This is a genomic window from Janthinobacterium sp. 35, assembly GCF_002754575.1.
Lineage (GTDB): Bacteria > Pseudomonadota > Gammaproteobacteria > Burkholderiales > Burkholderiaceae_D > Janthinobacterium > Janthinobacterium tructae.
Genome location: NZ_PEFN01000001.1, coordinates 2,850,433 through 2,864,700, shown reverse-complemented (window position 1 = coordinate 2,864,700; position 14,268 = coordinate 2,850,433). Strand labels below are relative to the sequence as shown.

Below are 14,268 nucleotides of genomic sequence, written 5' to 3'. Positions count from 1 at the left end.
GTCCTGCGTTGCAGGCAATGCCGGTGTGGGTACCGGCTGTTACACACGGTAGGACAAATCCGACGACCACTTGCGCCGTGCGGCTACGTGATCTAAATGTAACAGTTGCTACCATTTCCTCATTGCACTGTTGCCCAGCGTGGGCCGCCCAAGCATCGCGACAGTTTCACTTTATCCTGAGGAGTTGTCCCATGGTTGTTACGTCCGTCCCCGCCCGCCTGTCCCCACCCCGTCCGCACCACCTCGCCTTGCGCGGCGCCATGATGCTGGGCGTGCTGGGCATGGCCACGGCGGCCGCCACGGCGCGGGCCGAGCCATCGCCCACGCTGGACCGTGTCAGTATTTCGGTGGGAGCGTTTTCCGCCGATCCGCGCATCAATATCGGCGCCGACACGCAGTTTGGCCGCATCGACGCCCCCGAATCAAAGCCCAGCCATACCACCATCCCGCGCATCAAGGCGGATGTGCTGATCGGCGACCGCCACGGCCTGGCATTCGACTACTACCGCTACGACAAATCCTACACGCCAAGCCTGACGGGCGAAACCATCATCAATGGCCAGCCCGTCACGGGCACGGCCACAGCGAATGCGGATCTGAAGCTGGACCTGGCCAAGCTGGCCTATAAATGGTGGCTGGGCAGCGGCAACGACACCTTCGGCATCGGCCTGGGTGCCGCCTACTACCATGCCAACCTGAACGGCACGGCCACCGGCGTCGTCAATGGCGAAACGGCCACGGCGCGCGATTCCATCGGCGAGCATGCGTTTGCACCGCTGCTGGAAGTGGGCTGGCGCCACGCCTTCACGCCGGACTTGCGCATGTATGCGGAAGCGTCGGGCATCAAGAAAAATGGCGGACGCATCAACGGTCATATCTACGGCGGGAATGTCGGCGTGGAATGGTTTCCGTTCAAGAACATCGGTTTCGTGGCCGATTACGGCATCTCGAAAATCAAGCTGCACCGCGACAGCGAACGCGATGCGGACCTGAACATTCGCCTGACGGGACCGTCGGCGTATGTGAAAGTGCGCTTCTAAACCGCCTCAGGCCGCCGGTTTCAGCAGAGTTAGCTGAAACTGCGGCAAGGCCGCATCGTCGTACGCCTCGACCCTGGCAAACGGCAGGCGCGCGAACGCCTGCTGCCAGAACGCGCAGGCAGCGGCATCGGCGCGAAACGTTGCCACCAGCCATGTCTGAGCGCTGTCCAGCAGCACTCTGCGCACCACTTCCAGCGCCACGCCGCGGCGCCGGTACGGCTTCAGAATAAAAAAGTCGCTGAACTCCTGCACCGCCAGCCCGCCCGCCATGCCAGGCTCCGTGACGAAAAAGCCCGCCAGTTCGCCATCGACCTCGATCCAGCTGGCCGTGTGGCCGGCTGCATGCACATACGACGCCAGCCCCGCATCGCACACGTCGTAGCGGCCGTCGGCCAGCAGTGCCTCACCGCTCCAGGCGGCATTGTCATAACAGTACAGTTGAAACAGCCGCGCCAGTGCCTCCTCTTCGCCCGGGGCAATGGCGCGCAAGGCGATGATCTTGTGTATGGCATGCATGAAAAGATTTGCTCCGCAGTGGCGTCGATCCAGTGCGCGATGGTATCACCGTCACTGATCGCCGCCTGGGGCATTTCATGCCCGTCTTTCCGCCTCCGGTCGCAAAAAGATTACTTTTTTCCCAATTGCTTATATATTATTTCCTTTAAGTAACATCCGCCATCGCGGTTGATAGAAAACAAGGGCGATCCCCTTGCACAGACCGGCAGACAGGTATCTGCCGGCTTTTTTAGACCCAAGCTCTGGAGAGTGCTGCACATGCTATCGATCAAACAGCTGAACAAAACGTATGCCAATGGCGTCAAGGCCATCAATGATGTCAGCCTGGAGATTCCCAACGGAATGTTCGGCTTGCTGGGACCGAATGGCGCAGGCAAGTCCTCGCTGATGCGCACCATTGCCACCTTGCAAGATCCCGACAGCGGCAGCATCCATTTCGATGGCCTCGATGTGCTCAAGGACAAGGCTGGCTTGCGCCGCCAGCTCGGCTACTTGCCGCAGGATTTCGGCGTGTATCCGAAGGTGAGCGCGGAAACCTTGCTCAACCACTTTGCCGTCTTGAAAGGGTTGACGGAAAAGGGCCCGCGCAAGGAAGCCGTGGAAGCCTTGCTGCAGCAAACCAATCTGTGGGAAGCGCGCAAGCGCAACCTGGGCACGTATTCGGGCGGCATGCGCCAGCGCTTCGGCATCGCCCAGGCCCTGCTCGGTGCACCGCGCCTGGTGATCGTCGATGAGCCCACTGCCGGTCTGGACCCGGACGAACGCAACCGCTTCCTGAACCTGCTGGCGAAGATCGGCGAACAAGTGGTGGTGATTCTGTCGACGCACATCGTCGACGACGTGACGGACCTGTGCCCGCGCATGGCCATGATCGTCAAGGGACAGGTGCTGGTGCAGGGCGAGCCGCAGGCGGCCATCGATACCTTGCACGGCAAGGTCTGGCGCCGCAGTGTCACGACGGAAGAACTGGCGCAGTACCAGCAAACCCTGAACGTGCTGTCGACGCGCCTGGTGGGTGGCAAGCCGCAAATCAATGTGTATGCCGACAGCCAGCCCGACAGCGGCTTCGTGCAGATCGCCGCAGATCTGGAAGACGTGTACTTCCTGCATGTGCGCAACGCTGCCCGCCACGGCGCCGCTGCTCACGCTGCCGCACCGGCCACCTCGGCCGCCGTAGCAGCGTAAGGGGCCGCCATGTGGAAGGAATTTTTCAAGTTTGACCTCGTCTACCAGCTGAAACAGCCGCTGCTGTGGGTCTTTGCGATCATCATGGCCCTGATGGCCTTTGGCGCCACCACCAGCGACTCGGTGCAGATCGGTGGCGCCATCGGCAACATCAACCGCAACGCTCCCACCGTGGTGGCGCAGATGCTGGGCATCTTCAGCCTGCTGGCGATGTTGCTCGTCACCGTCTTCATCGCCGGCGCCGTGCTGCGCGACAGCGAAGTGGGCATGGCCGACATGCTGTTCGCCACGCCCATGCGCAAATGGGATTACCTGTTCGGCCGCTTCGCCGCCGGCTTTGTCGCCTGCCTGGTGATCTTCGTCGCCATTGCCCTGGCCACCATGCTCGGCCCCGTCATGCCCTGGGTCGATGCGCAGCGCGTGGGCGCGTTCTCGCTGCAGGCGTATGCCTGGAGCTTCGCCGTCATCGTGATCCCCAACCTGCTCTTCATCGGCGCCCTGCTGATGCTGCTGGCGGCCACCACGCGTTCGATGATGCTCGTCTACGTGGGCGTGCTGGGCTTTTTCGTGCTGTGGGCCATGGCAGGGGTGTTTACGCGCGACATCAACAATGAATGGTATGCCGTCCTGCTCGACCCCTTCGGCGTGCGCGCCTTTGGCCGCATGACGCGCTACTTCACGGCCGCCGAGTCGAATGCCAGCCTGCCGCCACTGTCCGGCTTCCTGCTGGCCAACCGCTTGCTGTGGCTGGGCATCACCGTCGTGCTGTTTGCCGCCACCGTGATCCTCTTCAAGCCGCAGCGCACGGGCACGGGCAAGCGCCTGTTCGGCAAGCACAAGGCGCCAGCGGCCGCACCGGCCGCCAGCGCGCCGCTGCACCTGCCGCGCAGCATGCCCACCTTTACCCCGGCAACGGCCTGGCGCCAGTGGTGGCAGATCCTGCGCTTCGATGCCGCCGGCGTCTTCAAGAGCGTGCCCTTCCTCGTCATGCTGCTGTTCGGCATCATCAACCTGATCGCCGGCTCCAGCGTGGGCAAGAACATGTACGGCACGGCCGTGTATCCGATGACCCATTTGATGCTGCAAAGCATCAACAACAGCTTCAGCTTCCTGTTGATCATCATCGTCACCTTTTATGCGGGTGAGCTGATCTTCAAGGAGCGCCAGGTCAAGATCGCCGACGTCAGCGATGCCATGCCCGTACCCGGCTGGGTGCCCCTGCTGGCCAAATGCACGGCCCTGGTCGGCGTCATCGCCGGCTACCTGTTAGTGGGCGTCATCACCGCCATCGGTTTCCAGCTCGTCAAGGGCGGCGCGCCCGTGGAACTGGGCCTGTACCTGAAAGGCACCCTGCTCGGCTCCCTCTTCTTCGTGCTGATGGGCTTGTGCGCCCTCACCCTGCAAGTGCTGTCGAATAACAAGTTCATCGGCTACCTGCTGGTGATCCTGCTGATGGTGGCGCAAGCCGTGCTGGGCATGCTGCATCTGGAACACAATCTGTACGCCTTCGGCGGCACGCCCGCCATCAAGTATTCGGACATGAATGGCTATGGCCACTTCCTGACGGGCTGGGCCTGGTTCTCCCTGTACTGGAGCCTGTTTACCGTGGCGCTCATCATGCTGGCACGGGCCTTCTGGGTGCGCGGCCTGTCCGTCGACTGGCGCGCGCGCGTGCGCCTGGCCCGCCAGCGCCTGCAAGGCCGCGCCGGCGCCGCCCTGGCCGTAGTCGTGCTGTGCTGGGCAGGCACGGGCGGCTGGATCTTCTACAACACGAACGTGCTGAACAAGTACGAGACGTCGGACATCGGCATGGACAAGCAGGCCCGCTACGAGAAACTGTACAAGCAATACAAGGGCTTGCCGCAGCTGAAGATCACCGACGTCCAGGCCGATGTGGCTATCTATCCTGAGCAACGCAAGGTGTTGATCAAGGGCCACTACGTGCTGCAAAACAAGACGCAGCAGCCGCTCGACACCCTGCGCATCCAGCTCAACCCGGATCTGGAAACGCACTGGTTGAATTTGCCTGAGCACAAGGTCGTGCTCGATGACAAGGAACTCGGCTTCAGCATCCTCAAGCTGGCCCAACCCCTGGCGCCGGGCGCCTCCCTGCCGCTCGACTTCACGGTGGCCGTCACGCATCAGGGTTTCACCAACGACGGCGCGCCGGACCAGGTCAACCTGAACGGCAGCTTCTTCAACAACCAGGCCTTCTTCCCCCACTTCGGCTACGCGAAGGAAATGGAATTGACGGACCGCAATGAGCGCCGCAAACGGGGCCTGGGCGAACCGCAGCGCATGGCCAAGCTGGAAGACAAGTCGGCCTACGGCAACACCGTCTTTGGCAATGAGGCGGACTGGATCAATTTCGACACCACCGTCTCCACCAGCGGCGAGCAGATCGCGCTGGCGCCTGGTTACCTGCAGGCAAGCTGGGAAAAGGATGGCCGCCGCTATTACCACTACAAGATGGACCAGCCGATGCTGCCGTTCTTTGCCTACCTGTCGGCCCGCTGGGAGGTAAAGAAAGGCGACTGGCATGGCGTACCGATCGAAATTTATTTCGACAAGAAGCACGGCTACAACACGCAGCGCATGATTACCTCCGTGCAAAAGTCGCTCGATTACTACAGCACCCAGTTCACGCCCTACCAGCACAAGCAGGTACGCATCCTGGAGTTTCCCGGCTACCAGAGCTTCGCGCAGTCGTTTGCCAATACGATTCCGTATTCGGAAGGCATCGGCTTCATCGCCGACCTGCGCGACAAGGATGACATCGACTACGTGTTCTACGTCACGGCGCACGAAATGGCGCACCAGTGGTGGGGCCACCAGGTGATCGGCGCCAACGTACAGGGCGCCACCATGCTGATGGAATCGCTGTCGCAGTACTCGGCGCTGATGGTGATGGAAAAGGAATATGGGCGCGAAAAAATGCGCCGCTTCCTGCGCTATGAACTGGACCGCTACCTGAGCGGGCGCGGCGGCGAAGCCATCGAGGAACAGCCGCTGGCGCGCGTGGAAGGACAGCAATACATCCACTACAACAAAGGCAGCCTGGTGTTCTACCGCCTGCGCGACGAGCTCGGCGAGGAAGCCCTGAACCGTGCCCTGAAACGCTATCTGCAGGACAAGGGTTACCAGCAGGCACCGTTCACCACCACCCTGGAGCTGCTGGCCTACATCCGCGCCGAAGCGCCGCAGGACAAGCAGGCGCTGATCACGGACCTGTTCGAGAAGATCGTTTTCTACGACAACCGCGTGACGCAAGCGTCAGCCGTACAGCGCAAGGATGGCCAGTGGGATGTCACCATGCAGTTGCACCTGGCCAAGCTGGAATCCGACGGCAAGGGCAAGGAAAGCGCGCGCGCCTATGACGAGCCGGTGGAAATCGCCATCTTCGCGCGCGCCCCTGACGCCAAGGAAAAGGATGAAACAGTCCTGTTCACGGACAAGCGCAGCGTGTCGGGCAGCGACCCGGTGATCACCATCACCGTGAAGGACAAACCGTTCGAAGTGGGTGTTGATCCGTACAACAAGATGATCGACCGCGTCCCGCGCGATAACCGCAAGGAAATCACTTTCAATTAAGGCTAGCTTGAACCAACGCAAACAGGCCACGCCGTCACCGACAGCGTGGCCTGTTTTTTATGCCGTCAGTGTTTTAACGGTACACGAGACCACCATCGATCAGCGGCGCCTGGCCCGTCATGTAGTCCGAGTCCGGCCCCGCCAGGAAGGAAACCAGCCCCGCCACGTCTTCCGGCGTCTCGGCACGTCCCAGCGCGATGCCGTCCACATATTTCTTGTACGTCGCACCCAGTTCGGCGCCAGTCAGCTCGGCCATGCGCTTGTCGATTTCGACCCACATGTCGGTACCGACAACGCCGGGGCAATACGCGTTGACGGTGATGCCGTCGGCCGCCAGTTCCTTGGCCGCCGCCTGCGTCAGCGCGCGCACGGCAAACTTGGTGGCCGAATACACGCCCAGCAGGGCGAAGCCGTCATGCCCGGCGATGGAACAGGCATTGATGATCTTGCCCTTCTGCTGGCGTTTCTTGAACGTCTTGGCGGCCGCCTGGATGCCCCACAGCGTCCCTTGCACATTGATGCGCATGATGCGGTCGACTTCTTCCGGCGTGACGTCGAGCAAGGGCTGTACTTGCGCGATGCCGGCATTGTTGACGATGATGTCGAAGCCGCCCAATTCTTGTTCCGCAAACGCCACGGCGGCGCTCACCTGATCGAGCTGCGACACGTCGGCAATGAAGGTGACGGCGCGGCGCCCCAGCGCGCGCACTTCGGCGGCAGCCGTGTCCAGCTTGTCCTGGTTCAAATCCACCAGCGCAATATCGGCGCCATCCTTGGCCAGGCGCAAGGCGATGGCCTTGCCGATACCTTGCGCGGCACCCGTGACCAGCGCGACTTTTCCGGAAATACCCATTTGCGTTCCTTTCAGTACAGGGAAGTAGAGCAGCAAAAAACCGGTCCGGCGCAGCAGCGCCCACGGCCGGTTCCGCAGCGTAGTGACACTTCAGCCTACCTGAAATTGAAATTTTTCCGCAGCTTGAAACGTGCGCAGCCAAAAAAAGTACCTGGATCAAGAAAGGGGAAAAAAACCATCCTCGAACTGGCCATGCGCGCGCTGCCGTACAGGCGCCTGGCAGCCGCTGGCGTAAGATGGGCGGCATCACCATCGCCCGGTTTTTATCCACGTTCAAAGGAAATTTTATATGCTGCGTCGTCCACTGCCCCTCCGCGCCAGCCTGCTGCTGGCGGCCCTCGTTTTCACCACGCCCGCCTGGAGCGCCGATCCAGTCCACAAGGAAACCGTCGAATTGACGGCAAGCAAGAACGCGCGCAGCGTGAAAGGCAAGATCAAGGGCTACGCCACGGCCGAATACACGCTCACTGGCAAGGCCGGCCAGACCCTCAGCGTCAAGCTCAAGACCAATCAGCCATCGAATTACTTCAACATCCGCCAGCCAGGCCAGGTCGAAGCCCTGTTCATCGGCTCGACCAGCGGCAACAGTTACCAGGCGAAACTGCCGGCCGATGGCGAGTACACGGTGCAGGTGTATTTGATGCGCAACGCGGCGCGCAGGAATGCGGTGGCGAATTACAGCCTGGAGATGCGGCTGCGCGATTGAGGTTTGCGTGATTCAGCATGCGCACCTGTCCTCCAGGCCAGCGGCATTGAATTTTTGCGCCTGCCGATGATCTTATCCATTGCTGGTTTTTCTGACTGACTCAATGGAGGAGATATGCAACAAGCCAAATTCATTGCCATCGTCCTGGCACTCAACTGCAGCCTGGCAGGAGCGCAAACGCCCGAACGCATGGCAAAGCTCACCGAGAGCAACGTGTTGTTGAGGGAAGCAACCATCGAAGGCGATGCCATGCATGCCTGCCAGCCGCTGAAAGGGGACACGGTTGCCATCCTTGAAATCAAAAATGATACACCCGGGGCTACAGGCATAGCCCTTGCCCATGTACGCGTGATGAGCGGGCACTGCCGGGGCCAGATTGGCTGGATCGGGATGCCGCGCCTGGAAGCGCTTGCAAGGTAAGCGTTACTCTCTCCATAACGCAAAAAGCCTGTTTTCCTCTCGGAAAACAGGCTTCAGGCAACAAAAAACGACCTTGACCGAATTAGAACGGAATATCGTCATCCATATCCGAGAAGTTCGGGGCTGGCTTCGGTGCCGGGCGTGGTGCCGGGGCCGGGGCTGGACGCGGAGCGGGTGCCTGGCGCGGGGCCGGGGCGTCGTAGCCGCCACCACCGCCGTAGCTGTCATCGCCACCGCCGGCGTCGCCGCCCATGCCGGAGCGACCGCCCAGCATTTGCATCTGTTCCGCGATGATGTCGGTTGCGTACTTCTCGACGCCGTCCTTGTCCGTGTATTTACGCGTTTGCAGACGGCCTTCGACGTAGACGGACGAGCCTTTTTTCAGGTATTGGCCGACGATTTCCGCCAGGCGGCCGAAGAACGAGATACGGTGCCACTCTGTCAATTCTTTTTGTTCGCCCGTATTGCGGTCCTTCGATTTGTACGAAGTGGCCACGGCGATGTTGGCGATCGCGTCGCCGCTAGGCATGTAGCGGATTTCCGGGTCACGGCCCAGATTGCCGACGATGATGACTTTGTTGACTGATGCCATGAATAACTCCTGATGAACTGCAGCGGGAGCCGGTGTCCCGCGCGGTAGTTTAGTGTACTAAACGAGGATTATAAGCGACCACGCGGCGCAAAGCACCCGCTTTCTGGCGGACGCCCTCTCCCGTGCGGCAGCACGTTTTTTTCACGGCAGGTGAAAACAAGAAACTTGAATACTGGTATTATATACAGTGCTTAAACGTCTGCACGCATCTGTATCAAACTTTGTCGGGGCACGTTCGCCCGGCGGCGCAATCCGCCCATGGACGCCTCAGGCATGCAGAGCAAAACCCGGCTATAGTTACAGGTTGACCCGTTGTGGCTCCTCATCTGCACCCAGGCACAATGCGCCGACCGCACCACTCACTGAAAGCAAGGCAATCACATGGAACAGATCCGCATTCGCGGCGCTCGCACGCATAACCTCAAGAATATCAATCTCGATTTGCCGCGCAATAAGCTGATCGTGATTACCGGCTTGTCCGGCTCCGGCAAGTCTTCGCTGGCCTTCGACACCCTGTACGCGGAGGGCCAGCGCCGCTATGTCGAGTCGCTGTCGGCCTACGCGCGCCAATTTTTGCAGTTGATGGAAAAACCGGACGTCGACCTGATCGAAGGCTTATCACCGGCCATCTCCATCGAACAGAAGGCAACGTCGCATAACCCGCGTTCGACGGTGGGCACCGTGACGGAAATCCACGATTATTTGCGCCTGCTGTACGCGCGCGTCGGTACGCCGTACTGCCCCGACCACCCGGAAAACGCGCTGGCCGCCCAGTCCGTATCGCAAATGGTCGATGCTGTGCTGGCCATGCCGGAAGACACCAAGCTGATGATACTCGCGCCCGTCGTCGCGAATCGCAAGGGCGAACACGTCGACCTGTTCGAACAGATGCAGGCGCAGGGCTTCGTGCGCTTTCGCGTACAGAGCGGCACGCATGCGGCGAAGATCTATGAAGTCGATGACCTGCCGAAATTGAAGAAGACGGAAAAACACACGATCGACGTCGTCATCGACCGGGTCAAGGTCAACCAGGAAATCAAGCAACGCCTGGCGGAAAGTTTCGAGACGGCCCTGCGCCTGGCCGACGGCCGCGCGATTGCCTACGAAATGGATACCGCGCAAGAACACGTGTACTCCAACAAGTTCGCCTGCAATGTGTGTGGCTATTCCCTGCAGGAACTGGAACCGCGTTTGTTCTCGTTCAACAACCCCATGGGCGCCTGCCCCGAATGCGACGGCCTGGGGCACATCGAATTCTTTGACCCGAAACGCATCGTCGCGTTCCCGAACCTGTCGCTGGCATCGGGCGCCGTCAAGGGCTGGGACCGCCGCAACCAGTTTTATTTCCAGATGCTGTCGAACCTGGCCGCTTACTATGAATTCGACCTGGACATGCCGTTCGAGCAGCTGGCACTGAATGCCCAGCAAGCCGTGCTGTACGGTTCCGGCAAGCAAGTGATTCCGTTTACCTATGTCAACGAACGGGGCCGCACCGTCATCAAGGAACACACGTTTGAAGGCGTGGTCAACAATCTGCAGCGCCGCTACCGCGAGACGGATTCGATGGCCGTCAAGGAAGAGCTGGCCAAGTTCATCAATGAAAAATGCTGCCCCTCATGCGATGGCGCGCGCCTGCGCGTGGAAGCGCGCTTCGTCAAGGTCGGCACCGGCAAGCAGCAGCGCGCCATCTATGAAGTGGCGGGAAAACCGCTGCGTGAGACGCTGGAATTTTTTGAAAAGCTGAAACTGACGGGTGCCAAGAAAGAGATCGCCGACAGGGTCGTGAAAGAAATCATTTCGCGCCTGAAGTTCCTCAACAATGTGGGCCTCGACTACCTGTCACTGGACCGCAGCGCCGACACGCTGTCAGGCGGTGAAGCACAGCGCATCCGCCTCGCGTCGCAAATCGGCTCCGGTTTGACGGGCGTCATGTATGTGCTCGACGAACCGTCGATCGGCTTGCATCAGCGCGATAATGACCGCCTGATCGAAACGCTGAAACACTTGCGCGACATCGGCAACAGCGTGCTGGTCGTCGAGCACGATGAAGACGCCATCCGCACGGCCGACTACATCGTCGACATGGGCATCGGCGCGGGCGTGCACGGCGGCGAAATCATCGCCGAAGGCACCCTGCAAGACATTCTCAAGAACAAGAAATCGCTGACGGCGCAATACCTGAACGGCAAGCTGAAAATCGCCGTACCAAACAAGCGCCATGTCAGCAATCCGGAAAAGCAATTGGTCATTACTGGTGCGACGGGCAACAACCTGAAAAAAGTGTCGCTCAGCTTGCCGGTAGGCTTGATGACGTGCGTGACGGGCGTCTCCGGCTCGGGCAAATCGTCGCTGGTCAACGATACCCTGTATCCGGCGCTGTCGCGCCATCTGTACGGTTCGCAGACGGAACCGGCGCCGCACGAATCGATCAGCGGCCTGGAGCACTTCGACAAAGTCATTTCCGTCGACCAGGCGCCGATCGGCCGCACGCCGCGCTCGAACCCCGCCACCTACACGGGCTTGTTTACGCCGATCCGCGATCTGTTCGCCACCGTGCCGACCGCCAAGGAACGCGGCTACAGCGCAGGCCGCTTCTCGTTCAACGTGAAAGGCGGCCGCTGCGAAGCATGCCAAGGCGATGGCGTGATCAAGGTCGAGATGCACTTCCTGCCCGACGTCTACGTGCCGTGCGACGTGTGCCACGGCAAACGCTACAACCGCGAAACCCTGGAGGTGCACTACAAGGGCAAGAGCATCACGGAAGTGCTGGGCATGACGGTGGAAGAGGCGCATGAATTCTTCAAGCCCGTGCCCTTGATCGCGCGCAAGCTGCAAACCCTGCTCGACGTGGGCCTGGGCTACATCAAGCTGGGCCAGAGCGCTACTACCCTGTCCGGCGGCGAAGCGCAGCGCGTCAAACTGTCGCTGGAACTGTCGAAGCGCGATACGGGACGCACCCTGTACATCCTCGATGAACCGACCACGGGCTTGCACTTCCACGACATCGATTTGCTGCTGAAAGTCATCCACCGCCTGCGCGACCAGGGTAACACTTTGGTGATCATCGAGCACAACCTGGACGTCATCAAGACGGCCGACTGGCTGGTCGACCTGGGCCCTGAAGGCGGTGCCGGCGGCGGACAGATCATCGCCACCGGCACGCCGGAAGACGTGGCGCTGAACCCGGCCAGCGTGACGGGTAAATACCTGGGGCCGCTGCTCAAGCAATAAGGACGGCAGCGCAATAAAAAACGGCGCGGATTGCTCATGCAATCCGCGCCGTTTCTCTTTTTGCTAGCACCCCAGTCATTGCCGGCGTGTCATTTATCGCACGCCAGTCTTTGCCGGCGTGTTTCTCCCCCACTACTAACGCTTACTCAGCCAAACGCTTTTCCAGCGCTGCCTTGTGATCTGTCAATTCTTGCGGCAGATGATACGCGAGTTTTTCAAACAGCTCCGTATGCAATTTCAATTCGTCCCGCCACGCCGCCTTGTCGATCGACGTGATGGTGTCGAACTGTTCTTGCGTGAATGGCAAGCCATCCCAGTTCAAGTCGCCATACTGCGGCGTCGTGCCGAACAGGTTTTCCACGCCGCCCGCCGTGCCTTCGATACGCTCGAGCATCCACTTCAGCACGCGCATATTGTCGCCAAAGCCAGGCCAGACGAACTTGCCTGCCTCGTCCGTACGGAACCAGTTGACGCAGTAGATCTTCGGCAGGGCCGCCGGGTTCACTTTACCCACCTTGACGCCCATGTCCAGCCAGTGCTGGAAGTAATCGCTCATGTTATAGCCGATAAACGGCAACATGGCAAATGGATCGCGGCGCACGACGCCCATCTGGCCCACGGCCGCGGCCGTCGTTTCGGAACCCATGGTGGCCGCCATGTAGACACCTTCGACCCAGTTGCGCGCTTCGGTCACCAGCGGCACGGTAGTCGAGCGGCGGCCGCCGAAGATGAAGGCCGAGATCGGCACGCCGGCCGGATCGTCCCAGGCGGCGTCGATCACCGGATTTTGCGTGGCAGCAACAGTGAAGCGTGCGTTCGGATGCGCCGCCTTGGTGCCGGACGCTGGCGTCCAGTCCTTGCCCTGCCAGTCGATCAGGTGGCTTGGTGCTTCCTTCGTCAAGCCTTCCCACCAGACGTCGCCGTCGTCCGTCAGCGCCACGTTGGTGAAGATCGTGTTGTCGCGCATGGACGCCATGCAGTTGTAATTGGTTTTTTCGTTGGTGCCCGGCGCCACGCCAAAATAACCGGCTTCCGGGTTGATGGCATATAAACGGCCATCGGCACCGGGCTTGATCCAGGCGATATCGTCGCCGATGGTGGTCACTTTCCAGCCGTTAAAACTTGCCGGCGGGATCAGCATGGCGAAGTTGGTCTTGCCGCAAGCCGATGGGAACGCTGCCGCGACGTAATGCTTCTTGCCTTCCGGCGATTCCACGCCGAGGATCAGCATGTGTTCGGCCAGCCAGCCCGGGTTGTTGTCGGCCGCTTGCGCTTCCTGGTAGCCCATGTTCGAGGCGATGCGCAGGGCGAAGCATTTCTTGCCCAGCAAGGCGTTGCCGCCGTAGCCCGAACCGAAAGACCAGATTTCGCGCGTTTCCGGGAAATGCACGATGTATTTGGTGCTGTTGCACGGCCATTTCACGTCTTGCTGGCCGGCAGCCAGCGGCGCGCCCACGCTGTGCACGCACGGCACGAAGGCGCCATCGGTGCCCAGCACGTCGTACACGGCACGGCCCATGCGGGTCATGACCTTCATGTTGACGGCGACATACGGCGAATCGGACAGTTCCACGCCGATGTGCGCGATGGGCGAACCCAGCGGGCCCATCGAGAAGGGCACGACGTACATGGTACGGCCGCGCATGCAGCCGTCGAACAGGCCGTTCAGGGTGTGGCGCATTTCGCCAGGCTCGGTCCAGTTATTCGTCGGGCCGGCCGCCTCTTTCGTTGTCGAGCAGATATATGTGCGGTCTTCGACGCGGGCCACGTCGCTCGGGTCCGAGCAGGCCAGATAAGAATTCGGGCGCTTTTCGGCATTCAGTTTTTTCATGGTGCCGCTGGCAACCATTTCGGCGCACAGGCGCTCGTACTCTTCCTGCGAGCCGTCGCACCAGTAGATGCGGTCCGGCTTGGTCAGCGCGGCAATGTCGGCCACCCAGTTGATCAGTTTCTGTTGTTTAATATAAGCTGGGACGTTGAGTGCGGCGACGCCACCCATGACGGGCTGATTCATATTACCTCCAATACCAATAAAAGAAATTCTGGTCATTCCGGCAAGACAGGCAGCATCGTTGAGAGGTGGCTGCGGCTCACTGCAGGCGGCGTCTTCACGCGGGCAGGGCTCTGGTGTCGG

10 protein-coding genes are annotated in these 14,268 nt (G+C 60.6%); 6 read left to right on the top strand and 4 right to left on the bottom strand.

Translation table 11 applies throughout. The features are described from left to right. Nucleotides 1–191 precede the first annotated feature (191 nt). Entirely contained in the window at nt 192–1,040 is an 849-nt protein-coding gene (locus tag CLU93_RS12775; protein WP_099761651.1) for a hypothetical protein, read from the top strand. 6 nt (nt 1,041–1,046) lie between these two features. On the opposite strand, the gene CLU93_RS12770 is transcribed toward CLU93_RS12775, so the two are convergent. Next, on the bottom strand, nt 1,047–1,556 hold the full coding sequence (locus CLU93_RS12770; RefSeq protein ID WP_099761648.1) for a GNAT family N-acetyltransferase: 510 nt from the start codon (nt 1,554–1,556) through the stop codon (nt 1,047–1,049). A 258-nt stretch (nt 1,557–1,814) separates the two neighbouring features. On the opposite strand from CLU93_RS12770, the gene CLU93_RS12765 reads away from it, so the two are divergent. Together CLU93_RS12765 and CLU93_RS12760 are read left to right on the top strand one after the other, a co-directional pair. Further along, nucleotides 1,815–2,741, top strand: a complete 927-nt coding sequence (locus CLU93_RS12765; protein ID WP_099761646.1) for an ABC transporter ATP-binding protein — start codon at nt 1,815–1,817, stop codon at nt 2,739–2,741. Nucleotides 2,742–2,750: 9 nt separating this feature from the next. Next, nucleotides 2,751–6,332 (top strand): M1 family aminopeptidase, encoded by a 3,582-nt coding sequence (locus tag CLU93_RS12760; protein ID WP_099761644.1) that lies wholly within the window; start codon nt 2,751–2,753, stop codon nt 6,330–6,332. Nucleotides 6,333–6,405: 73 nt separating this feature from the next. Here the strand turns inward: CLU93_RS12760 and CLU93_RS12755 are convergent, their stop codons facing one another. Next, complete coding sequence (locus tag CLU93_RS12755) at nt 6,406–7,185, bottom strand: acetoin reductase (RefSeq protein WP_099761642.1); 780 nt, start codon at nt 7,183–7,185, stop codon at nt 6,406–6,408. A 289-nt stretch (nt 7,186–7,474) separates the two neighbouring features. Here CLU93_RS12755 and CLU93_RS12750 point away from each other — a divergent pair, with 289 nt between their 5' ends. After that, nucleotides 7,475–7,891 (top strand): DNA breaking-rejoining protein, encoded by a 417-nt coding sequence (locus CLU93_RS12750; RefSeq protein WP_099761640.1) that lies wholly within the window; start codon nt 7,475–7,477, stop codon nt 7,889–7,891. 114 nt (nt 7,892–8,005) lie between these two features. Then, nucleotides 8,006–8,311 (top strand): hypothetical protein, encoded by a 306-nt coding sequence (locus tag CLU93_RS12745; RefSeq protein ID WP_099761638.1) that lies wholly within the window; start codon nt 8,006–8,008, stop codon nt 8,309–8,311. Nucleotides 8,312–8,393: 82 nt separating this feature from the next. On the opposite strand, the gene ssb is transcribed toward CLU93_RS12745, so the two are convergent. Continuing rightward, a complete protein-coding gene (gene ssb / locus CLU93_RS12740) occupies nt 8,394–8,903 on the bottom strand; it encodes a single-stranded DNA-binding protein (protein WP_046683231.1) in 510 nt (169 codons plus the stop codon). 381 nt (nt 8,904–9,284) lie between these two features. On the opposite strand from ssb, the gene uvrA reads away from it, so the two are divergent. Further along, nucleotides 9,285–12,134: an excinuclease ABC subunit UvrA gene (gene uvrA, locus CLU93_RS12735; RefSeq protein WP_099761635.1), complete on the top strand. Its 2,850-nt coding sequence runs from the start codon at nt 9,285–9,287 to the stop codon at nt 12,132–12,134. 142 nt (nt 12,135–12,276) lie between these two features. On the opposite strand, the gene CLU93_RS12730 is transcribed toward uvrA, so the two are convergent. Then, complete coding sequence (locus CLU93_RS12730; protein ID WP_099761632.1) at nt 12,277–14,148, bottom strand: phosphoenolpyruvate carboxykinase (GTP); 1,872 nt, start codon at nt 14,146–14,148, stop codon at nt 12,277–12,279. Nucleotides 14,149–14,268 lie beyond the last annotated feature (120 nt).

Bases quoted from the DNA above. Each gene is read 5' to 3' on its own strand.
- CLU93_RS12775 (WP_099761651.1), top strand. From the start codon at position 192: ATGGTTGTTACGTCCGTCCCCGCCCGCCTGTCCCCACCCCGTCCGCAC.
- CLU93_RS12770 (WP_099761648.1), bottom strand. From the start codon at position 1,556: ATGCATGCCATACACAAGATCATCGCCTTGCGCGCCATTGCCCCGGGC.
- CLU93_RS12765 (WP_099761646.1), top strand. From the start codon at position 1,815: ATGCTATCGATCAAACAGCTGAACAAAACGTATGCCAATGGCGTCAAG.
- CLU93_RS12760 (WP_099761644.1), top strand. From the start codon at position 2,751: ATGTGGAAGGAATTTTTCAAGTTTGACCTCGTCTACCAGCTGAAACAG.
- CLU93_RS12755 (WP_099761642.1), bottom strand. From the start codon at position 7,185: ATGGGTATTTCCGGAAAAGTCGCGCTGGTCACGGGTGCCGCGCAAGGT.
- CLU93_RS12750 (WP_099761640.1), top strand. From the start codon at position 7,475: ATGCTGCGTCGTCCACTGCCCCTCCGCGCCAGCCTGCTGCTGGCGGCC.
- CLU93_RS12745 (WP_099761638.1), top strand. From the start codon at position 8,006: ATGCAACAAGCCAAATTCATTGCCATCGTCCTGGCACTCAACTGCAGC.
- ssb (WP_046683231.1), bottom strand. From the start codon at position 8,903: ATGGCATCAGTCAACAAAGTCATCATCGTCGGCAATCTGGGCCGTGAC.
- uvrA (WP_099761635.1), top strand. From the start codon at position 9,285: ATGGAACAGATCCGCATTCGCGGCGCTCGCACGCATAACCTCAAGAAT.
- CLU93_RS12730 (WP_099761632.1), bottom strand. From the start codon at position 14,148: ATGAATCAGCCCGTCATGGGTGGCGTCGCCGCACTCAACGTCCCAGCT.